20 protein-coding genes and 2 pseudogenes are annotated in these 21,293 nt (G+C 61.8%); 16 read left to right on the forward strand and 6 right to left on the reverse strand.

The annotated features are described in order from the left end of the window. Positions 1-32 precede the first annotated feature (32 nt). Positions 33-992, reverse strand: coding sequence for a polyamine aminopropyltransferase (speE, locus tag P7644_RS04285; protein WP_404301804.1), 960 nt, complete (start codon positions 990-992; stop codon positions 33-35). Then, positions 992-1,402: an adenosylmethionine decarboxylase gene (gene speD / locus P7644_RS04290; protein ID WP_404303113.1), complete on the reverse strand. Its 411-nt coding sequence runs from the start codon at positions 1,400-1,402 to the stop codon at positions 992-994. Before speD ends, speE begins: the two co-directional genes overlap by 1 nt. 378 nt (positions 1,403-1,780) lie before the next feature. On the opposite strand from speD, the gene P7644_RS04295 reads away from it, so the two are divergent. From P7644_RS04295 to hisD, 12 genes are all read left to right on the forward strand, one after another. Continuing rightward, the gene (locus P7644_RS04295; RefSeq protein ID WP_404301805.1) at positions 1,781-2,641 is read left to right on the forward strand and encodes an ABC transporter ATP-binding protein; all 861 of its coding nucleotides are present in this window, start codon (positions 1,781-1,783) and stop codon (positions 2,639-2,641) included. Beyond that, a complete protein-coding gene (gene mlaE / locus P7644_RS04300; RefSeq protein ID WP_404301806.1) occupies positions 2,638-3,420 on the forward strand; it encodes a lipid asymmetry maintenance ABC transporter permease subunit MlaE in 783 nt (260 codons plus the stop codon). Before P7644_RS04295 ends, mlaE begins: the two co-directional genes overlap by 4 nt. Before the next feature lie 34 nt (positions 3,421-3,454). Next, on the forward strand, positions 3,455-3,937 hold the full coding sequence (gene mlaD / locus P7644_RS04305) for an outer membrane lipid asymmetry maintenance protein MlaD (RefSeq protein ID WP_404301807.1): 483 nt from the start codon (positions 3,455-3,457) through the stop codon (positions 3,935-3,937). Next, positions 3,934-4,665: a VacJ family lipoprotein gene (locus tag P7644_RS04310; protein ID WP_404301809.1), complete on the forward strand. Its 732-nt coding sequence runs from the start codon at positions 3,934-3,936 to the stop codon at positions 4,663-4,665. Before mlaD ends, P7644_RS04310 begins: the two co-directional genes overlap by 4 nt. 94 nt (positions 4,666-4,759) lie before the next feature. Beyond that, positions 4,760-5,422 (forward strand): phospholipid-binding protein MlaC, encoded by a 663-nt coding sequence (locus tag P7644_RS04315; protein WP_404301811.1) that lies wholly within the window; start codon positions 4,760-4,762, stop codon positions 5,420-5,422. Positions 5,423-5,438: 16 nt separating this feature from the next. Then, positions 5,439-5,708 carry a lipid asymmetry maintenance protein MlaB gene (locus P7644_RS04320; protein ID WP_404301813.1) on the forward strand — a complete coding sequence of 90 codons (270 nt, stop codon included), beginning with the start codon at positions 5,439-5,441 and terminating at the stop codon, positions 5,706-5,708. Positions 5,709-5,785: 77 nt separating this feature from the next. After that, the gene (locus P7644_RS04325) at positions 5,786-6,703 is read left to right on the forward strand and encodes an ABC transporter ATP-binding protein (protein ID WP_404301814.1); all 918 of its coding nucleotides are present in this window, start codon (positions 5,786-5,788) and stop codon (positions 6,701-6,703) included. After that, positions 6,700-7,455 carry an ABC transporter permease gene (locus tag P7644_RS04330; protein WP_404301816.1) on the forward strand — a complete coding sequence of 252 codons (756 nt, stop codon included), beginning with the start codon at positions 6,700-6,702 and terminating at the stop codon, positions 7,453-7,455. The genes P7644_RS04325 and P7644_RS04330 overlap by 4 nt, the downstream gene beginning before the upstream one ends. Before the next feature lie 13 nt (positions 7,456-7,468). Beyond that, entirely contained in the window at positions 7,469-7,714 is a 246-nt protein-coding gene (locus P7644_RS04335) for a BolA family protein (RefSeq protein ID WP_404301817.1), read from the forward strand. A gap of 72 nt (positions 7,715-7,786) precedes the next feature. Continuing rightward, entirely contained in the window at positions 7,787-9,064 is a 1,278-nt protein-coding gene (gene murA / locus P7644_RS04340) for a UDP-N-acetylglucosamine 1-carboxyvinyltransferase (protein WP_404301818.1), read from the forward strand. Beyond that, positions 9,061-9,702: an ATP phosphoribosyltransferase gene (hisG, locus tag P7644_RS04345; protein WP_404301819.1), complete on the forward strand. Its 642-nt coding sequence runs from the start codon at positions 9,061-9,063 to the stop codon at positions 9,700-9,702. Before murA ends, hisG begins: the two co-directional genes overlap by 4 nt. A 4-nt stretch (positions 9,703-9,706) precedes the next feature. Further along, the gene (gene hisD, locus P7644_RS04350; protein WP_404301820.1) at positions 9,707-11,023 is read left to right on the forward strand and encodes a histidinol dehydrogenase; all 1,317 of its coding nucleotides are present in this window, start codon (positions 9,707-9,709) and stop codon (positions 11,021-11,023) included. Positions 11,024-11,401: 378 nt separating this feature from the next. Here the strand turns inward: hisD and P7644_RS04355 are convergent, their stop codons facing one another. Continuing rightward, positions 11,402-12,823: an NAD(P)/FAD-dependent oxidoreductase gene (locus P7644_RS04355; protein ID WP_404301821.1), complete on the reverse strand. Its 1,422-nt coding sequence runs from the start codon at positions 12,821-12,823 to the stop codon at positions 11,402-11,404. Positions 12,824-13,594: 771 nt separating this feature from the next. Between P7644_RS04355 and P7644_RS04360 the strand changes: the two genes are divergently transcribed. Together P7644_RS04360 and P7644_RS04365 are read left to right on the forward strand one after the other, a co-directional pair. Then, complete coding sequence (locus P7644_RS04360) at positions 13,595-14,548, forward strand: GlxA family transcriptional regulator (protein ID WP_404301822.1); 954 nt, start codon at positions 13,595-13,597, stop codon at positions 14,546-14,548. Between the two features lie 546 nt (positions 14,549-15,094). Next, entirely contained in the window at positions 15,095-15,493 is a 399-nt protein-coding gene (locus P7644_RS04365) for a nuclear transport factor 2 family protein (RefSeq protein WP_404301824.1), read from the forward strand. Positions 15,494-16,111: 618 nt separating this feature from the next. Here P7644_RS04365 and P7644_RS04370 read toward each other — a convergent pair. The 3 genes from P7644_RS04370 to P7644_RS04380 form a co-directional block, all read right to left on the reverse strand. After that, the gene (locus tag P7644_RS04370; RefSeq protein ID WP_404301826.1) at positions 16,112-17,116 is read right to left on the reverse strand and encodes a Bug family tripartite tricarboxylate transporter substrate binding protein; all 1,005 of its coding nucleotides are present in this window, start codon (positions 17,114-17,116) and stop codon (positions 16,112-16,114) included. Positions 17,117-17,523: 407 nt separating this feature from the next. Then, on the reverse strand, positions 17,524-18,507 hold the full coding sequence (locus P7644_RS04375) for a Bug family tripartite tricarboxylate transporter substrate binding protein (RefSeq protein ID WP_404301828.1): 984 nt from the start codon (positions 18,505-18,507) through the stop codon (positions 17,524-17,526). A gap of 16 nt (positions 18,508-18,523) precedes the next feature. Further along, positions 18,524-20,389, reverse strand: a complete 1,866-nt coding sequence (locus tag P7644_RS04380; RefSeq protein WP_404301830.1) for an amidohydrolase — start codon at positions 20,387-20,389, stop codon at positions 18,524-18,526. A gap of 161 nt (positions 20,390-20,550) precedes the next feature. Between P7644_RS04380 and P7644_RS04385 the strand changes: the two are divergent. Continuing rightward, a pseudogene (locus P7644_RS04385) lies at positions 20,551-20,681 on the forward strand (hypothetical protein); the annotation flags it as partial. 33 nt (positions 20,682-20,714) lie between these two features. After that, positions 20,715-21,258: pseudogene (locus P7644_RS04390) on the forward strand (transposase); the annotation flags it as partial. Positions 21,259-21,293 lie beyond the last annotated feature (35 nt).

Here is a 21,293-nt window from a genome sequence, read left to right on the forward strand (position 1 = left end):
TATTGCGTGGGCAGCTCTTATTTTTGAGCCTATCAGCCCGTCGTGACCAGCACCGGCGGCAGCTCGGCCGGATCACGCAGGTCGGCCAGCACATCGCCGCTGCGCAGTGGCTCGGCCGCCTGGGCGAAGATGGCGCGCACGAAATTGGGCTGGGCCAGCAGCGCGTGGTGCGTGGCGCCGTTGTACAGCTGCAGGTCGGCAATGCCGCGCTGGGCAATGCGTGCGTCCACTTCTTCGGTGCTGAGCAGCGCCGGGTCGGTGCTGTCCGAGGCCATGGCCATGCACCACAGCGTGCCGTACAGCGGCACGTATTGCAGATAGGGGCGGAAGATGGGGAACACCGCGCGCACCGATGCGCCTATGCGGCGCATGCTTTCCTGCAGGTGGATGGGCGAGCCCAGGTGCAGCGAGACCACGCCGCCGGGGTTCAGGATGCGGCGGCAGGCGGCATAGAACTCCACCGTGTACAGCTCCACCGCCGGGCCGAAGGGGTCGGTCAGATCGAGCACGATCTGGTCGAAGCGCTCCTCGGTCTGGGCAATGAAGTCGCGCGCATCCCCCACGCGCAGCGTGCAGCGCGCATCGTCGAATGCGCCGCGGTGGATGCCGGGCAGCCACTCGCGCGCCATGGCGATCACTTCGCCGTCGAGCTCGGCCAGCACGACTTTTTCCATGCCGGGCAGCTTGAGCAGCTCCTCGGCCGCGCCGCCGTCGCCGCCGCCCACGACGAGTGCCGTGCGCACGCCGGGGTGGGCGATGGCCGGCAGGTGCACCATGGGCTCGTGGTAGAAGAATTCGTCGCGCTCGCTGGTCATGAAGCAGCCGTCGATGCGCATCACGCGCCCGAACTGCGCGTTGTCAAAGACCTCGATGTGCTGCCAGGCCGACTGGCGCTCGGCCAGCAGGCGGCGGTTGCTCAGGTAGAAGCCGAAGTCGGCATTCAGGCGCTCGGCCAGGTAGCGCGTGGCCTGCGTGGTGGGCTCGCCGCTCATCAGGCGCGATCGACGCGGTGCAGATGCGGGTCGGCCGGGTTGAAGGCCGCCTGCAGGTCGTCGAACAGCTTTTGCGCCTTGGGGCGGTTGTTCTCGGTGTAGTTGCAGACGTAGACATCGAGCGTGACGTAGCCCGATTCGGGCCAGGTGTGGATGGCCAGGTGCGACTCGGCCAGCACCACCGCGCCGGTGACGCCGCCGCCCTCGCCAAAACTGTGAAACAGCGAGCCTACGGTGGTCAGGCCTGCGCTGGCCACGAGCTCCCGGCAAAAATTCTCAAGATGCTGGGCGTCCAGCATCAGGCGGCTGTCGCACAGGCAGCCATACAGGTCGCCGATCAGGTGCAGGCCGGTGGCGCTGCGTGCCACTGCAGGGGGCTGGATGGGGACGACGGATTGGTAGTTCTTCATTGCACTCAGGCCCTTCTTTTGTTGGGACATGACAAAAAACGGCATGCGCGGTGGATGAGAATCCACCGTGCACGCCACCCGGTGCGCTGTCTGGCTGGGGTGCCTGCCGCCAAGGGGAGGGGGAATGCCGCTGGCCCGTGCAGGCCATTGCCGCGCCTTCGCTTGTGCTGGATGCGCCGCGACACCCCTTGCACCACCGACAGCAATCCGCCCGGATAAACCCGGGCGTGACATTTCACTCAAACCCATGATTATAACCAATGAAAATATGTAATCGTGTTGAAATGCATAAACCCGCCCAAAGGCCATTAGGTTTTACCCCTATGATGTGGGGCTTTGCCATCTTCCAATCTGGGCGGGCAGTGTCCGGTCCATCCCATGTCCTCTGACGCACCTTCCTTTGCCGACGCTCTCGTGCAGCTGCGCAACGTCACCTTCGGTTACGGCGAGCGTGTGATCCTGCGCGACCTGTCGCTGGCCGTGCCGCGCGGCAAGGTCACGGCCATCATGGGGGCCTCGGGCGGCGGCAAGACCACCATCCTGCGCCTGATCGGCGGGCAGCAGCGCGCCCAGCAGGGGCAGGTGCTGGTCAACGGCCAGGATGTGGGGGCGATGGATATGCAGCAGCTCTATGCCGCGCGCCGGCGCATGGGCATGCTGTTCCAGTTCGGCGCGCTGTTCACCGACATGAGCGTGTTCGACAACGTGGCCTTCCCGCTGCGCGAACACACCGACCTGCCCGAGGAGCTGATCCGCGACATCGTGCTCATGAAACTCAACGCCGTGGGCCTGCGCGGCGCGCGCGACCTGATGCCGAGCCAGATCTCGGGCGGCATGGCGCGGCGCGTGGCGCTGGCGCGGGCCATCGCGCTCGATCCCGAGCTCATCATGTACGACGAGCCCTTCGCCGGGCTGGATCCGATCTCGCTGGGCACGGCGGCGCAGCTGATACGCCAGTTGGGCGACGCCATGGGGCTGACCACCATCGTCGTCTCGCACGACCTGGAGGAGACCTTCCGCCTGGCCGACCATGTCATCATCCTCGGCCCCGGCAGCGTCGCCGCGCAGGGCACGCCCGAAGAGGTGCGCGCCAGCGCCGACCCGCTGGTGCACCAGTTCGTGCATGCGTTGCCCGCGGGCCCGGTGCCGTTCCATTACCCCGGCCCCGGCGTGGCGCAGGACTTTGGCCCGCCTGGCGCCTCGGGTGGCGCGCAGCACCAGGGGGCAGGCAGACCATGAGCTGGTGGCGGCCCTCGCGGCTGGGCTATGCCGTGCGCAGCAAGCTGGCCGATATCGGCTTGGGCGCGCGCCTGTTGTGGCGTCTTGTGGCCCTGTTCGGGCCGGTGCTGCGGCGCTTTGGCCTGGTGCGCGATCAGGTGCACTTCCTGGGCAACTATTCGCTGTCCATCATCACCATGTCGGGCCTGTTCGTGGGCTTCGTGCTGGCGCTGCAGGGCTACAACGTGCTGCAGCTCTATGGCTCGTCCAATTCGCTGGGCCTGGTGGTCACGCTGGGCCTGGTGCGCGAGCTCGGGCCGGTGATCACGGCGTTGCTGTTCGCGGGCCGCGCGGGCACCTCGCTCACGGCCGAGATCGGCCTGATGCGCGCGGGCGAGCAGCTCTCGGCCATGGAGATGATGGCCGTGGACCCGGTGCAGCGCATCCTGGCGCCGCGCTTCTGGGGCGGCGTGATCGCCATGCCGCTGCTGGCGGCGGTATTCAGCGCCGTGGGCGTGATCGGCGGCTGGCTGGTCGGCGTGGTGCTGATCGGCGTGGACGCCGGCGCCTTCTGGGGCCAGATGCAAGCCGGCGTCGATGTCTGGAAGGACGTGGGCAACGGTGTCGTCAAGAGCCTGGTGTTCGGTGTGGCCGTCACCTTCATCGCCGTGCTGCAGGGCTTCGTGGCCAAGCCCACGCCCGAGGGCGTGTCGCGCGCCACCACGCGCACGGTGGTGATGGCGTCGCTCACCGTGCTGGGGCTGGACTTTGTCCTCACGGCACTGATGTTCAGTATTTGAGGGGCGGCAATCACAGCCGCCAAGGAAATTCACCATGCAGCATTCCAAAAACGATCTCTGGGTCGGCCTGTTCGTCCTGCTCGGGGGCGCGGCGCTGGTTTTTCTGGCCCTGCAGTCGGCCAATCTGCTCCAGCTCAACTTCCGCTCGGGCTATGTGGTCACGGCGCGCTTTGACAACATCGGGGGCCTGAAGCCCAAGGCCGCGGTGCGCAGCGCCGGCGTGGTCGTGGGGCGTGTGCAGTCGATCTCCTTCGACGACAAGACCTACCAGGCACGCGTGGCGCTGGAGATCGACAAGCGTTACGTTTTTCCCAAGGACAGCTCGCTCAAGATCCTGACCAGCGGCCTGCTGGGCGACCAATATGTCGGCATGGAGGCCGGCGCGGACGAGCACAACCTGGCCGATGGTGATACCGTCACGGCTACGCAGTCCGCCGTGGTGCTGGAAAACCTCATTGGCCAGTTCCTCTATGGCAAGGCGGAAGAAGGCGCTGCTGGTGCAGGAGGCAAAAAATGACCACCGAGGCACGCATCAACAAGCACAGGGCAGCCCGCTGGGCGGCGCTGGTGGTGGGGGCAGCGCTGCTTGCCGGCTGCGCCAGCGGCCCCAATGCCAACCCGGCCGACCCTTTCGAGCCCTACAACCGCAGCATGACCCGGTTCAACGACAACCTGGACAAGGCCGTGCTCAAGCCCGTGGCCACGGCGTACCGCGACGTGACGCCGCAGCCCGTGCGCACCGGCGTGGGCAATTTCTTTGCCAACCTGGGCGATGCCTGGTCCTTCGTCAACAACCTGCTGCAGCTGCGCGGGCTGGAGGCCTACGAAAGCATGGTGCGCTTCAGCGTCAACACCGTCTTTGGCCTGGGCGGCCTGCTGGACATCGCCAGCGAGGCAGGCATAGAGCGCCACAAGCAGGACTTCGGCCTGACACTGGGGCGCTGGGGCGTGCCCACCGGCCCGTACCTGGTGTTGCCGCTGCTGGGGCCCTCCACCGTGCGCGACACGGCGGCCCTACCGGTGGACTTCTATGTGGGCGACCTGGTGGACTATGGGGGCGACGTGCCGCTGCGCAACTCGTTCCTGGGCCTGCGCATCATCGACAAGCGCGCCAGCCTGCTGGGCGCAACCACCGTGCTCGACGAGGCCGCTCTCGACCGTTACAGCTTCACGCGCGACGTGTATCTGAAGCTGCGCGGGGGCGCCGACAACACAGAGGGCGGCAAGCTGCCCGAAGACTATTGACCGCTGCTGGCATTGGTTTGCATTCATACACACAAGCGACACAAGGCGTGCATGCACGGTCTTCACCATCCAAAGAAATGACAAGGATCATTCCATGATGAATCGCCGCACCCTGACACAAACAGCCGCCGCCCTGGCCGCAGGTGTCTGGCTGTCCTGGGCCCCGGCCGCGCTGGCCGCCGATGAGGCCCCTGATGCGCTGATCAAGCGCCTGTCTACCGATGTGCTGGAGACGGTGAAGAGCGACAAGTCCATCAAGGCCGGCGACGTGGACAAGATCATGGTGCTGGTGAACAAGAGCATCTTGCCGCATGTGAACTTCCGTCGCATGACGGCCGCCGCCGTCGGGCCGGCCTGGCGCAGCACCACGCCCGGGCAGCAGCAGCGCCTGCAGGAGGAGTTCAAGATCCTGCTGGTGCGCACCTATTCCGGCGCCCTGAGCCAGGTGAGCGACCAGACCATCGTCGTCAGGCCGCTGCGCATGGCGCCCGAGGACAAGGACGTGCTGGTGCGCACCGAAATCCGCGGTCGCGGCGACCCGGTGCAGCTCGATTACCGCCTGGAAAAGACCCCGGGCGAGGGCAGCGGCTGGAAGATCTACAACTTGAACGTGCTGGGCGTGTGGCTGGTGGAAACCTACCGCAGCCAGTTCGCCCAGGAGATCAACGCCAAGGGTGTGGACGGCCTGATCGAGGCCCTGGCGGCGCGCAACAAGGCCAATGCCGGCACCACTTCCGGTGTCGCCGGTGCCAGGTAACGGCGCGGGCGCACGCATGCTGGTCCTGCCCACCGAACTCACGCACCGCCAGGCCTCGGTCACCCTGCGCATGCTGCTGCAGGCGCAGAAGGCTCAGCGCGAGCCGCAGGTGGTGGTCGATGCCGGGGCGCTTACCACCTTCGATTCCTCGGCCCTGGCCGTGCTGCTGGAATGCCGCCGCGCGGCCCTCTTCGAGGGCCGGGGCTTCATGGTCAAGGCCCTGCCGCCGGCCCTGGCCAGCCTGGCGGGGCTGTACGGAGTGCAGGAGCTGCTGCCCTCGGTCTAAGAGCGTTTTCATGGACATGCTCTAAGTATCCCCAGGGAAGCTTCAAAAGAGGGCCGCCCTTAGAATGCCCGGTTCCCATGTCCGCCGTATCCTTCCAATCCGTCTCCAAGACCTTTCCCACCCCCAAGGGGCCCTTCCAGGCCTTGGCCGATGTCAGCCTGGACATCGCCGAGGGGGAATTTTTCGGCCTGCTGGGGCCCAATGGCGCCGGCAAGACCACCTTGATCAGCATCCTGGCCGGCCTGGCGCGCCCCAGCCAAGGGCGCGTGACCGTGCTGGGCCATGACGTGCAAGCCGACTTCGCGGCCGCGCGCCGCCTGCTGGGTGTGGTGCCGCAGGAGCTGGTGTTCGATCCGTTCTTCAACGTGCGCGAGACGCTGCGCCTGCAGTCAGGCTATTTCGGCGTCAAGAACAACGACGCCTGGATCGACGAACTGCTGGAGAACCTGGGCCTGGCCGACAAGGCCAGCGCCAACATGCGTCAGCTCTCGGGCGGCATGAAGCGGCGCGTGCTGGTGGCGCAGGCGCTGGTGCACAAGCCGCCCATCATCGTGCTGGACGAGCCCACGGCCGGTGTGGACGTGGAGCTGCGCCAGACCCTGTGGCAGTTCGTCGCGCGCCTGAACAAACAGGGCCACACCGTGCTGCTGACCACGCATTACCTGGAGGAGGCCGAGGCGCTGTGCACGCGCATCGCCATGCTCAAGCGCGGCCAGGTGGTGGCGCTGGCCAGCACCTCGGAGCTGCTGCAGTCGGCCTCCACCAATGTGCTGCGCTTCAAGAGCGATGATGCGCTGCCCGAGCCGCTGGCGCAGCAGGCGCGCGTCACGGGCCGCGTGGTGCAGCTGCCGGCGCAGAACGTGCAGGAGATCGAGCAGCACCTGGCCACCCTGCGCGCCGCCGGCGTGCGCGTGGAGGATGTGGAGATCCGCAAGGCCGACCTGGAGGATGTGTTCCTCAACGTTATGGCCGGCGTGCAGGAGGTGCAGGCATGACCGGCTGGCAGACCCTGTTCTACAAGGAAATCCTGCGCTTCTGGAAGGTAAGCTTCCAGACCGTGGCCGCGCCCGTGCTCACCGCCGTGCTGTACCTGCTGATCTTTGGCCATGTGCTGGAGGATCACGTCAAGGTCTACGGCAGCCTGAGCTACACCGCCTTCCTGGTGCCCGGCCTGGTGATGATGAGCGTGCTGCAGAACGCGTTTGCCAACAGCTCGTCCAGCCTGATCCAGAGCAAGATCATGGGCAGCCTGGTGTTCGTGCTGCTCACGCCGCTGTCGCACCGCGCCTGGTTTGCCGCCTACGTCGGCTCGTCCGTGGTGCGTGGCCTGGCCGTGGGGCTGGGCGTGTTCCTGGCTACGCTGGCGTTTGCCGCGCCGCAATTTGCCGCTCCGCTGTGGATCCTGGTGTTTGCGCTGCTGGGCGCGGCGCTGCTGGCCACGCTGGGGGTGATTGCCGGGCTGTGGGCCGACAAGTTCGACCAGATGGCGGCGTTCCAGAACTTCATCATCGTGCCCATGACCTTTCTGTCGGGCGTGTTCTATTCCATCGCGTCGCTCCCCCCCTTCTGGCAGGGCGTGAGCCGGCTGAATCCGTTTTTCTACATGATCGACGGCTTTCGCTACGGCTTTTTCGGCGTGAGCGATGTCTCGCCTTGGCTGAGCCTGACCATCGTCGGCGGCGCCTGGGCCGTCGTCAGCCTGCTGGCGCTGCGCCTGCTGCGCACCGGCTACAAAATCCGCAACTGATTGACCTTTTGCCATGACTGCAGACCACATCAAAGACATCATCCGCGCCGGCCTGGCCTGCGAGCACATTACGCTGGAGGGCGACGGGCGCCACTGGTACGCCGTCATCGTCTCGGCCGAGTTCGAGGGCAAGCGCCCGATTGCGCGCCACCAGCGCGTCTACGCCACGCTGGGCGAGAAGATGGCGCGCGACGAGGTGCACGCGCTGTCGATGAAGACCTTCACGCCGGCCGAATGGGCCGCGGCGCAGCAGGGCTGACAACTGTTTTGATAGCGGCTGACGCTTGATGGAAAAGCGTTGCAGCCCATTTTTATTTAAAGAATAGCCCCCATGGACAAGCTACTGGTACGCGGCGGCCGCCCACTGCACGGCGAGGTCGTCATCTCCGGCGCCAAGAACGCGGCCCTGCCCGAGATGTGCGCCGCCCTGCTCACCCACGAGCCGGTGCACCTGCTCAACGTGCCGCGCCTGCACGATGTGCGCACCATGCGCCGCCTGCTCGACAACATGGGCGTGGCCAGCGAGACCCATGGCGAGCGCGGCGGCATCAGCTTCGTCGCGGCCGACGCGCTCCACCCCGAGGCGCCCTACGAGCTGGTCAAGACCATGCGCGCCTCGGTACTGGCGCTGGGCCCGCTACTGGCGCGCTTTGGCGAGGCCACGGTGTCCCTGCCCGGCGGCTGCGCCATTGGCTCGCGCCCGGTGGACCAGCACATCAAGGGCCTGCAGGCCATGGGCGCGCACATCATCGTCGAGCATGGCTACATGATCGCCAAGCTGCCCGCGGGTCAACAGCGCCTGCGCGGCGCGCGCATCACCACCGACATGATCACCGTGACCGGCACCGAGAACCTGCTCATGGCCGCCACGCTGGCCGAGGGCGAGACGGTGCTGGAGAACGCCGCCCAGGAGCCCGAGGTCAGCGACCTGGCCGAGATGCTGATCAAGATGGGCGCCCGGATCGAGGGCCATGGCACGAGCCGCATCCGCATCCAGGGCGTGCAGCGCCTCGCCGGCTGCACGCACCAGGTGGTGGCCGACCGCATCGAGGCCGGCACCTTTTTGTGCGCCGTGGCCGCGACCGGAGGCGAGGCTTATCTGCGCCATGCGCGCGCCGACCATCTGGATGCGGTGATCGACAAGCTGCTGGAGGCCGGCGCCCAGGTCGTGGCGCAAGAAGGCGGCATCCGCATCCAGAGCCCGGGCGGTGCGCGGCTGAAGGCGCAAAGCTTTCGCACCACCGAATACCCGGGCTTTCCCACCGACATGCAGGCGCAGTTCATGGCGCTCAACTGCGTGGCCCAGGGCACGGCCACGGTGGCCGAGACGATCTTCGAGAACCGCTTCATGCACGTCAACGAGCTCGCCCGCCTGGGCGCGCAGATCGCCATCGACGGCCGCGTGGCCACGGTGACGGGCGGCGCGCAGCTCTCGGGCGCCACCGTCATGGCCACCGACCTGCGCGCCTCGGCCAGCCTGGTGATCGCCGGCCTGGTAGCCGGCGGCGAGACCCTGGTGGACCGCATCTACCACCTGGACCGCGGTTACGACCGCATGGAAGACAAGCTGCGCGGCCTGGGCGCCGACATCGAAAGAATCACCGCATGATCACCCTTGCCCTGTCCAAAGGACGCATCTTTGATGAAACCCTGCCGCTGCTGGCCGCTGCCGGGATTGTGGTCACGGAAGACCCGGAGAAGTCGCGCAAGCTCATCCTGTCCACCAACCAGCCGCAGGTGCGCGTGGTGCTGGTGCGCGCCACCGACGTGCCCACCTACGTGCAGTACGGCGGCGCCGACCTGGGCGTGGCGGGCAAGGATTCGCTCATCGAGCATGGCGGCCAGGGGCTGTTCCGCCCGCTGGACCTGCAAATCGCCAAGTGCCGCGTGAGCGTGGCGGTGCGCGCGGGTTTTGACTACCAGGACGCCGTCACCCAGGGCTCGCGCCTGAAGGTGGCCACCAAGTACACCAGCATCGCGCGCGACTTTTTCGCCTCCAAGGGCGTGCATGTGGACATGATCAAGCTCTACGGCAGCATGGAGCTGGCGCCGCTCACCGGCCTGGCCGACGCCATCGTGGATCTGGTCTCCACCGGCAACACCTTGAAGGCCAACAACCTGGTGGAGGTGGAGCAGATCATGGACATCAGCAGCCACCTGGTGGTGAACCAGGCGGCGCTGAAGCTCAAGCAGGCGCCGCTCAAGCGCATCATCGACGCCTTCGCCTCCGCCCTTGCTCGGGGTTGATACTATGCAATTCGTAGCTGCTCCCGCCCGTCTGTCAACCGTTTCAGCCAATTTCGAGGCTGATTTTGCGGCCCGCCTGCACTGGTCGGCCGAGCAGGACGCCGCCATCGAGGAGCGCGTCGCCGCCATCCTGGCCGATGTGCAGGCGCGTGGCGACGCGGCCGTGCTGGATTACACCCGGCGCTTCGACGGTCTGCAGGCGGACGGCGTGGCCGCGCTGGAACTCACCCAGGCCGAACTCAAGGCCGCCTACGACGGCCTGCCCGAGGCGCAGCGCGATGCCCTCAGCGCCGCCGCCGCGCGCGTGCGCAGCTACCACGAGGCGCAGAAGAAGGCCTGCGGCGAGAGCTGGAGCTACCGCGACGCGGACGGCACCCTGCTGGGCCAGAAGGTCACGCCGCTGGACCGCGTGGGCATCTACGTGCCCGGCGGCAAGGCCGCCTACCCGAGCAGCGTGCTGATGAACGCCATCCCTGCCCATGTCGCGGGCGTGCCTGAGATCATCATGGTCGTGCCCACGCCGAAGGGGGAAAAGAATCCGCTGGTGCTGGCTGCCGCCCATGTGGCCGGCGTCACGCGCGCCTTCACTATCGGCGGCGCCCAGGCCGTGGCCGCGCTGGCCTACGGCACGGCTACGGTGCCGAAGGTGGACAAGATCACCGGCCCCGGCAACGCCTACGTGGCCAGCGCCAAGAAACGCGTGTTCGGCACCGTGGGCATCGACATGATCGCCGGCCCGTCCGAGATCCTGGTGCTGGCCGACGGCAGCACGCCCGCCGACTGGGTGGCCATGGACCTGTTTTCCCAGGCCGAGCATGACGAGCTGGCCCAGTCCATCCTGCTGTGCCCCGACGCCGCCTACATCGCCGCCGTGCAGCGCGAGATCGACCGCCTGCTGCCCCAGATGCCGCGCGCCGAGATCATCGTCAAGAGCCTCAGCGGCCGCGGCGCGCTGATCCACACGCGCAGCATGGAGGAGGCCTGCGCTATCAGCAACCGCATCGCGCCCGAGCACCTGGAGGTCAGCAGCCGCGAGCCGCACCGCTGGGAGCCGCTGCTCAGGCACGCCGGCGCCATCTTCCTCGGTGCCTACACCAGCGAGAGCCTGGGCGACTATTGCGCCGGCCCCAACCACGTGCTGCCCACCAGCGGCACGGCGCGCTTTTCCAGCCCGCTGGGCGTGTACGACTTCCAGAAGCGCAGCAGCCTCATCGAGGTCAGCGAACAGGGCGCCCAGGTGCTGGGCAAGATCGCCAGCGTGCTCGCACATGGCGAGGGCCTGCAGGGGCATGCGCGGGCGGCGGAGATGCGGTTGAAGTAGGGCACTTCCCGGCTGCCATGGAATAGCCATCCCGGGGGGGACTTGTACCCTAAAGATGCATAGTTTTCTATTGAGCCTAAAACCGGCAGCTCGCCCCGCCACGAGCCCCATTGACAACCGTGGCGGGCCAGCTTGTGGCGCAATGCGCTCGCAGATGTAGCGCAGCATGCAGGCCCACGGGTCTATCGTGGGTAACTGCCGCGCAGTTGTCTTTACATGCGGCAAAGCCGCACCAATATTGGCCAGAAGCTTCTTGAGCACATCCATGCGCCCATGCATGGGCGTCAGATAGAGCAGCGTCTGGTTGCCATGCGAGACGGCCCGCCCCACGGCAGCCAGTAGCAGCGGCCGGCTGGTTCCGCCCGCAGACCGACGCTGTCAGCGCTTCTCGTCGTTCATGTGGTACCAGTGATAAAGGAAGCGCTGGCCCACCCGTCGGAAGGGTGCGAAGGCGCGGGATGACACCATGTTGAAAACGTTCGGATAGGTCAGCTCCGAGTTGTAAATAGGCAATTCAAAGACCTTGGACTGCTTTCCGGCGATGCGCTCGGCCATACGCCGGCCTGCGTGGGCGGAAAAGCTCACGCCATTGCCGCCGTAGCCCAGCGCATAGAACACCGTCTCCATGGGGTCCGGTTGCGCGATGCGCGGCATCATGTCGTGGCTCACATCGACCCAGCCCCACCAGGAGTAATCGATCTGAATGCCTTTGAGCGCGGGGAACTTGCGATGCAGGCCCTGCACCAGCGCCTGCATGTGACGCGGGTTGGTCGCATCGGCGCCGGTGATGGAACTGCGGCTGCCAATCTGGACCCGGTTGTCGGGCAGCTTGCGGTAGTAAAACCGCAGCGTGCGCGTGTCGGTGATAAAAACGGTGGACTTGAAACCGGTCGCCTCGATCTCGGCCGGCGTGAGCGGGCGCGTGACGAGGGAATTCGACAGGATGGGCATGATCTTCGAGTCCAGGCTCTTGTGCAGGCCATTGGACGTGTAGCCGCCGGTGGCAAAGCCCACGGACCGCGCGCGCACCGAGCCGCCGGGGGTCTTGAGGTAGTGCACGCCATTGCGCGTTTCCATGCCGGTGACGGGGCTGGCCGGGTGCACCTTGACGCCCAGTGCACGGGCCATGCGCAGATAGCCATGCGCTAGCTTGAGCGGGTGCACGCCGACGCCGTCAGGCTCGAGCAAGGCGCCGCAACTCTCGGCATCGTTGACATAGCGACGTTTGAGCTCCTCGGTGCTGAGCATGTGCGTGTCGTAGCCAAAGACTTCGCGCATGACCTTGGCCTCTTTGCGCAGGAAGTCCATCTTCTGCTCGCGGTGGGCAATGTAGAGGTGTCCACCCGGCTGTGCATCGCACGGCACCTCGGCCACCAGGCTTTTGAAAGTCTCGAAGCCATCGCGCACCTCGGCGTCAAGCTTGATGGCCGTTTCCTTGCCCCAGCGCTCTATCCATTGCGAACGATAGAGCCGGCCGGTGGCGTTCAGGCCCTGGCCGCCGTTGCGGCTGGTGCAGCCCCAGATACTCTGGTTGGCCTCCAGTACGGTGGCCTTGATGCCGTGTTCGCGCGCCAGGAAAAGTGCCGTGGCCAGACCGGTGAAACCGGAACCGACAATGACCACGTCGGCATCGGTGTCCTGTAGGATAGGACCATCATCCTCGGGCGGCGTACCCGCCGTTTCCACCCAGTAGGTGGGCGCGTAGTCGCGTCCGTGCCCCGGGGTGCGAGCTACCAGGGGGTCGTAATGGGGATCGTAGGCCGCAAGCGGTTCTCCGTATCGTTTGCTTGGTATGTCCATGCTATGAATCTATGGTTAGTTGGGTGCTTGAAAGTTATTCGGAATCTGTGCTGCCCGTGCGTCAATTTCATACTGATTTAGGTCAGCACTGGAGCGTCCATAACTTAATCGAGATAATGCTCACGCCCAGCAGCATCTCGGTTCGCGTCTAGCCTCCGCCATCAATAGTGATGACGTACAGTGCAGAAATTTGATGTCAGCGACATTGACGTGAATCGATGCTCATCTGGACCCTCGAAAAATTTCTATTTTCAAAGGCGTCATGAGTATTTGTAGTGCTGAACTATTCCAAGTAGAACTCCGGCACTCATGGGAAAACAAAAAATATTCAAATAACGCGTTAAGTAATGCCGCGCTGGCGGAAAATTGCGCCCATGCGGAAAATGCTAGTACACGTTTCGCTTAAGCGTGTCGCACTGGAAGCGTTGATTTTGCATTAAATCCAGACTTGGTGGCGAGAGCATGATCCAAGGAAACTCCTCGCCAAGCAGTCCGGGCTCGAATAGCAACATCAGTCGCCGGATATTGTTTGTGCGTCGTTTTAATGATTCGAATTGGACTGCTCGTCATCCGGGCGTCTCCCTCCCCTTGGAAATAAAATACGTGGCGCCAGTGCGCTCAAGTGCGTATTCTGGAGTGTATGCTTATATGGCAGTGTTCATTTTCCGCCAATTAATTGACAATAAATGCCATCTGCAACATATTTAATTAGCCATGTCTAGCCCAAATTCAATCTCTGCCAAACCGCTATTGCGCGGCCCCATAGGATTTGTGCTGATCCCTCAGTTCGCGATGATGGCGCTGGCGTCAGCGATAGAGCCACTGCGTATTGCCAACCGCTATCTGGAGACACCCTACACTTGGCGATTGTTGTCGTTGGATGGTGCGGCAGTAGTTGACGGCAATGGCATCCCAATTCTTCCACACGGGTCCATCTTGGATACGGAAGAACTTGGAGCTGTCATCATTTGCGCTGACATCCAGCCTGAACGCTATTACTCGCGTGAATTACGCCGTTGGCTGCATCAGATGAACGCCACGGGAGCCACGCTAGGGGCTCTTGACACCGGATGCTTCCTGTTGGCGCGTGCCGGACTACTGGACGGCTGCCGTGCCACGATGCACTGGGAGGTGGTCGAAGCGTTTCGCGAACGCTTCCGCAAGACCACCGTCGCGCAGACGCTATTCGAAGTCGACTCCCGGCGACTGACTTGTGCCGGCGGAACCGCCGCGATTGACATGATGCTCAGTGCTATCGCGATCGACCATGGGGTTGAACTCGCGAACCGAGTCGCCGAGCATTGTCTGCATGGCGGCATTCGACCAGGAGATGTAGCTCAACGCATGTCACTGACGAGGCGTAGTCGCATTCACCACCCATCCGTTGCAGCCGCAATGCAACTGCTTGAAGAATCACCCGAGCGTGCGATCGGCGTGCCAGAGCTTGCGAATTCCGTCGGCTTGTCTTCTCGTCAGCTACTGCGCTTATTTTCTCAGTTCGTTGGCGAAGGTCCTAGCCACTACCACCGACGCCTTCGGCTCGAACATGCACGTAGCCTGTTGCGTTATACAGCGATCACTGTGACCGAGGCGTCGGTGGCTGCGGGATTCCAGACGTTGGCACACTTTTGCCGTGCCTACCGGCAGCAGTATGGACAGCCGCCCGGCGTGGATCGGACGAGCGAAGCTAGAAGAACTCCACTATTGCGTGACCGTGCGAAATAGCCGCCCTGCAACGCTTATCACCATCTCGTTATACACAACTCACACCTGCCCCGATCTTTCACATGTAGCGGCGAGCCTTCGACGAAGGTGAGTACGCTCTTCAAGATCAGGCGCCGCACCGTATTGAGCTGTTCCCCTCCCTCCCTCACGTCAGAATGGTTTTCGCCCTTATAAATTCAAGACAGGGTCGGCGATGAAGGGCGAGATTGGCTCGATAGGGGCAGCATTCAAGGACTCGACAAGGTGGAAAGTCCGCACACTTGTCTCGGCGTATGACAGAAAATGTCAATTAAATGGCGTAAATTACATGTCAATCAATCAAAAATTTCGCAAAAATACTGATTGACGCTTCCAGCGTTAATCCGCGTCGACTTTTCTTGCTGCCATTTCTTGATGTGCGAATCTGAATGCTGCCTGGCTCGCGTTGGAACCTCAATGCGGTATGCGGGTGGTGTTCAAGACAATCGCAATTAGATCAAAGCCTCGCAAATCGCAGTGTCGCGCTGCTGGCGCAATCGACAAAAAGTTTTTTCATTAGGAGTTAGTATGAATTCACCCCCAGCCATCATCAATGAAGCCACGTTAGAAGAATTCAGCGCAGCGTGGAATCGTCACGACATTGACGCGATCATGTCCTTCATGAGCGACGATTGCGTATTCGAAACACCTGCAGGACCAGATGCCTGTGGCACCCGCCATGTGGGAAGGGAAGCGGTGCGCAAGGCATTTGCAGCGGTTTGGGATGCAATGCCCGATGCTCTTTGGAGCGAAGGCCGCTACCTCGTGCAGGGCAATCTCGGTCTCTCGCAATGGCGATTCACTGGCACGAATGCCGATGGCAGTCGGGTCGACGTGGACGGTGTCGACGTGTTCACTCTTAAGGACGGAAAAATCCAAGTGAAAAATGCATTCAGAAAAAATCGCTTCCAGGTAGGAACGCCATAGAAATAGATGAAGCGGTGCCCTAACGTGGCGACCTTGAGCATGGCGGCGAACTTTGCCAAATAAGCGGCAGCCGTGGCGTCGGTGGCTGGCACTGTCCCGCCATGCTGGAAGAAGTGCTGCATGTCGTTGGGATAGACACATTTGATAACCTGGGACGTGGCTGCTGTCTTATGCGGACACCTCCGCGATGTAGCAGCCCAGGGCCTCCACCGTGCTGCTTGACATCTTGCTGCCCACCTCGGAAGAAGCTTGGGCTGGAACCGTCCCGATTGCAGCTAGGCCCAAGTTGATGGTGTGCATCACCGTTTCCGTATTGCCGGCCAGTTGCACCAGCAGTATGTGGGCAACAGGGCAAGTGAAGCACCAGGCCCCGCATGGACCGAAGAGAGGCTGGAATGACAGTAGTCTGATGGCAGCAAGAGGGTCGTTACCGAGCGCTCCCGCTCGGTGATGATCCAGAGCTTGGCGGGCTTTGCCGCCGCATCTGCGGCGGCGAGGTGGAACGCGGTCAAGATGCGCGCACCGGCCGACGGTTGGACTCATGATCTCCTGCGCACAGTTCACGCAGTCCCTGGCCTGGTAACGATTCATCAGTTGGGAGATGGATGCCCCGCGCTGCTAGTCTAGTTTTACCCCGGACTCCTTGACCAGCTTCCCGTAACGAACCGTCTCACTTTTAATGTAGGCAGCTGCTTCCGAAGGCGAACTGAATACAGCATCACTCATCAATTTGGCCAGCAAGGCCTGATACTCCGGGTCCTTGGCTGATTCCCGGATGACCTGATTGAGTTTTTGAATGCGGTCTGTAGGCGTGCCAGATTTGGTGACGATCGCCACGAAGCTTTGCACCCGTGGGCCTTGACTGCCGCCTTCCAAGATAGCAGGGACATCCTTCATTGCCGGGCTGCGTTTGTCTTGCAAAATGCCCAATGGTCTGACTTTGCCACTGCTGACATGCGGGTAGGATGAGCCAGGAAAATCAACCGTGGCAGTTACCTGTCCACCAATCAAGTCTGTAATGGCTGCAGGACTGCCGCGATATGGAACTACGGTGAAATCCAAGCCAGATGCTTTTTTCCAAGTTTCAAGGCCTAGCTGCGCAGCGCCCCAAGTCGCATTAACACCAATGGAGACCTTGCCGGGATTCGCGGCAATTTTTTTGACCAAATCATCGAAGTTCTTCTCCGGGCTATCGGCTTTCACGATGAGCCAGTTAGGCGACGTGTAGAGGATAGTGACGGGGCTCAGATCCTTGGCCGGAGAATAAGGTGCGGATGGCATGAGGACTGGATTAATGCTCAAAGTTACATCCGATGTGATGAGCATCGTATGACCATCGGCCTCGGATCGAAGCAAATTTTGAACGGCAGGGACTGTTGCCCCGCCGCTGACATTTTCCACAACTACTGGTTTTCCAAGGCGTTTTCCCAAGTGGATCGCCAGGGAGCGAGCCAAAACATCGACCGATCCTCCGGGTGGAAAGGCAACGATCAAGCGCATGCTCTTGGACGGCCATTCAGACTGCTGCGCCATAACCGGCATTGCCGTCGCCGCCATCAGCATGGGCGCCAGGGCCAAGGAGGCCAGCTTCTTCAGTATAAATTTACGATTTCTGTTAATCATGATATTTATTTTTTAGTAAAAAACAGGTGGTGAGCTCATGGGTTTGTGATGAGAAATGACTGCTTCACAATTTCTCAGAGAGGAGGATTCGATCCCTCTTTGCTCTTTAAGTGGGTGATGGCGAAAAGCACCATCGCGTAGATGTCAAGCGACGCGCGGCTGCGTTCCGTAGAAGGTCCATTGCCTGCGCCTTTGACCGTCAGGCCACGGAGCTGCATCTCCGTGTGACCTCACTCAGTCTATTTATGCAGTTGGAACGCCCAAAAAAGGTGGCCCTTGCACAAATCAGTCTGCGGCCAGGGCGCCTCATTCACAAACCGATTTATGCAACAAAGCCGTCAACACCATTTAGAACCTGTTTGCCTGAAACGTAAGCAACTCAGGGCGCCCCACTTCCCAGAATAAGATTATTTGATCGGACGGACCTTCCCATTCACCTTCATCAAATATTTTGTCGCTTCCTCCTCGGCCCTATTCCAGAGCTCGGAATATTGTTCCGGGGTTGAGTACTCCAAAATCAAGGCCATGGCATCCATTTTTTGCTTTAAATCCTGATCATCCAAAACTTCCTTGATCATCGCGCTCCATTTCGAAACTATTGCTGGGGCGGTGCCTGCGGCGAGCGTTAAGCCGGTGCCAAAACTTGAAGCATCAACTCCTAGGGAGTTGGCGGTCGGTACATCCGGGAAAAATTTGAATGGCTTATCGCCACTGATCATGACGACCCTGATTTTTCCGGAATTGAAAAACGGCAATGCAGTTGTTGCATTGATCATCCCCAGATCTATATGCCCGCCCATAAGTCCATTCATCATTGATGGCCCATCATTGAACGGAATGTGATTGAATTTTGCGCCGAATTTATTCTGGATATTTTCAGCATAAATTACGGCGGGGCCGCGGCTGCTTGGAGATCCAAAATTGATCTTTTCCGGGTTGGCCTTTGCCGCCTCCAGTACATCCTTCATTGATCGGTAAGGGCTGTCGGACTTGACAATCCACACGGCCGGCGTGCGCTGCGTCATGGCCACGGGAATTAAATTGCTGCGAGAATACGGTGCATTTGCCTCAGTGTTCAGATATGTCATCTGGGCATCGAACCCCTGAGTAAAGGCAATGGTGTACCCATCATTGGGCTGCCGAAGCAATTCACTCAAGGCAATTTGACCGCTTGCCCCGGTTTTGTTCAAAACGATGGTTTGAGTTCCCCACTTCTTGTCCCACACAGGCGCCATGGCCCGCGCCATGATGTCAATCTGTCCTCCCGCACCGAAAGGCACAAGAAGATTGATTCGCTTTCCTTTCTCTGGAAAATCTGCTGCTATCGCATGGCCTGTAGCCAGAGAAATGGTGAGCATGCCGAAGCATTTGAAAAATTGCCTGAGTTTCATGATGTCTCCTGGTTGGTTAATTTTTTGGCGGCGAATTAATCAAAGAAATAAGCTGTCGAAGGAAAACACAAGGGTCGCCATCCGTGTTGCAGCACGCATTAGCAACTTGTTTGTAAATGGCTTTCGAAGGAGGGCTGGGTTTGAAGGTGTGATCTGCCAGAACACTGGAGACCGATTCTTCCAAAAGGTGAATCTCCCCCTCAAAGACAGTGCCCGCAACCCGGATGTTTTTCAAATTCTCAGCACCTAATTCGAAGGGATCGTCATCAAGAATCGCAAAATCCGCCTTCTTCCCAGCGGAGATGGAGCCAATCTCATCGTCAAGGCGCAGAGCGAACGCCGCATCGATCGTGATTCCCTTGAGGGCTTGATGGATATCCAGCATCTCATCGGGTGAAATCTGCCGACCTGAACGAGTGGTTCGGGTGGCGGCACACCAAGCAAGCATCAATGGCTCCATGGGTGCCATCATGAAATCCGAATGGAACGACACCCGCATGCCATTGCGCACCATAGAGCCTGCGCGAACGATCTGATCTGCACGCTCTCTCCCCAGGCCGAGCAGACCGTAGTTGTCTGCCAATGCATGGATGTAATAGGAATTGACCGAAGCATGGGCGCCCAGCGCCGCCAGCCGGCGCGACTGCGCATTGGTGTGAAAGCCCACATGGTGCACGGTAAAACGGTGGTCGAAACGGGGTTTGCGCTCCTGCGCGGCGCCAAGCGCAGCGAGTACCGCATCCATGCCGCCGTCACCGTTCACGTGCACATGAACCTGGTAGCCGGCATCCCAGAACACCCGCACGCCTTCGGCGAGCACTGCAGGGCTCATCAGCCACTCACCATGGTGCCCATCGATGTAGCCGGGCGGGTTCATCTGCATCAGCTGCGAGAACATGGCTCCATCGGCAAAAAGCTTGATGCCTTTAGAAAAGCGCACACGCCGGCTTCCGCGAGACTGCATGGCCTCGATGGCCTTGAGTCCTTCCTCGAACGGCGGGCACTCGTCGGGCGCGCCCATGACCTTGCGGCCAATGGCACGGTTGGAAAACCCACGTGCATCGGCAATATTGACGACGCGCAGCGGTCGGTTCTTGCGCTCGATGCAGGCCTCCAGGGCGGCGAGCTCGAACTCCGGATCGATGGCACCGAACAGCATGTCGCCCGCCGTCGTGATGCCTCCCTGGCGCATCAATTCGGCCGTGATGTCCAGGCCACGGTGGTACCACTCGGGGCGCAGCATCATGGGCAAGAGCTTGGCCATCACCAGCTTGTTGCCTGTTTCAAAGAAGTGGCCTTTGGGCAAGTTAACCTGTGGATGATTTCCCACTTCATCTTCGGTCAGACCGAGCCGCTCAATGGCTGCGGTGTTCAAGTAGGTCTCGTGGAACGACCGCTGCCAGAGAATCACCGGTCGGTCGGGGCACAGGCTGTCGAGTTCCGCACGGTTCCACTGACCATGCTCGGAGGGCTGGTAGCCAAAGGAGATGAAAATTTCGCTGTGATCCGTCCGCGCCGCCAGCCGAGCCTTGAGCAACTCCAGGTAGCGCTCGGGGGAGTTTGCCGCAGGCGCAATGCGGCCGCCTTCCATGCGCCAGGCCTCCGGAGCAATGATCTCCATTGGCGTCAACAGCGCCCCCAGGAAAGGATGGAGATGGTTGTCGATAAAACCCGGCAACAGCACCTTGTCGCGCAGGCTCTCGTCAATCACGACCTCGCGGCCCTCGCGCCAAGGGGCCATAGATTCGAGATCGCCGACAGCGACGATCCGGTCGCCGATCACGCCGACGGCCGTGGCGTGCGGTAACGATTCATCCATGGTGTGGATGCGCCGAGCTAAGTAGATGCGCATCGGCGCTTGCGCTGGTGTGGATGTATTCATGGCGACTCTGTATGACTAACTGCGGGTCTCTACCTTACCGCCTACACATCAATCGATATTGCAAAAAAAGCCACCCAATTGCCAAACTGCGCCATTCGCGATCAAGCTTTTAAATTGCGGATTCAAAAGTGAAGTGAAGCGCAACCCCCTGGGCTCAATGAATGGCGGATTCAAGTCCAAGTGCAGCGAGTGTTAAGAGCCATCCATCCCTTTCAAGGTCTTTTCCCCGCCGCCTGTTTGAGCACACGCGCATCCCCACCACGGGCCTGCTGGCCCAGGTGCTGGTGGCCAAGTACGCTGACCATCTGCCTTTGTTCCGCCAGGAAGCCACGCACGGCGCAAGTTCTTCGACCTGCATGCGGCCCACAAAAGCCAGATCGCCGGGTTCGCGCTGGAGCAGTTCGCCAAGGTCTACGACATCGAACGCGAGGCCAAGGCGCTGGATGCTGATCAGCGTCAGGCCATTCGGCAGCAGCACAGCAAGCCCGTGCTCGATGCATTGCACGAGTGGATGACGCTGCAGCGGCAGAAACTGCCAGACAGCTCGACCACCGCCAAGGCACTGAATTACAGCCTGCGGCGCTGAACTGCGCCCACGTGCTTCGTCGATGACGGGCAATTGCCCGGGTAACAACTGGATTGAGAACCAGATCCGGCCGGTAGCCATTGGACGCAATAACTGGCTGTTCGCCGGCAGCTTGCGCGCGGGCCAGCGAGCGGCCGGCGTGATGAGTCTGGTGCAGTCAGCCCGCATGAACGGGCATGACCCCTATGCGTATCTGAAGGATGTGCTTACGCGGCTGCCCACGCGCAAGGCCAGCCGGGTGCAGGAACTGCTACCGCATCGCTGGCAAGCTGCGAGCGCCTGAGCAATCACCGGGGGACGGGCGGAGTCAACGCGGGA

The organism is Alicycliphilus denitrificans (genome assembly GCF_044792555.1).
Taxonomy (GTDB): Bacteria; Pseudomonadota; Gammaproteobacteria; order Burkholderiales; family Burkholderiaceae_C; genus Alicycliphilus; species Alicycliphilus denitrificans_A.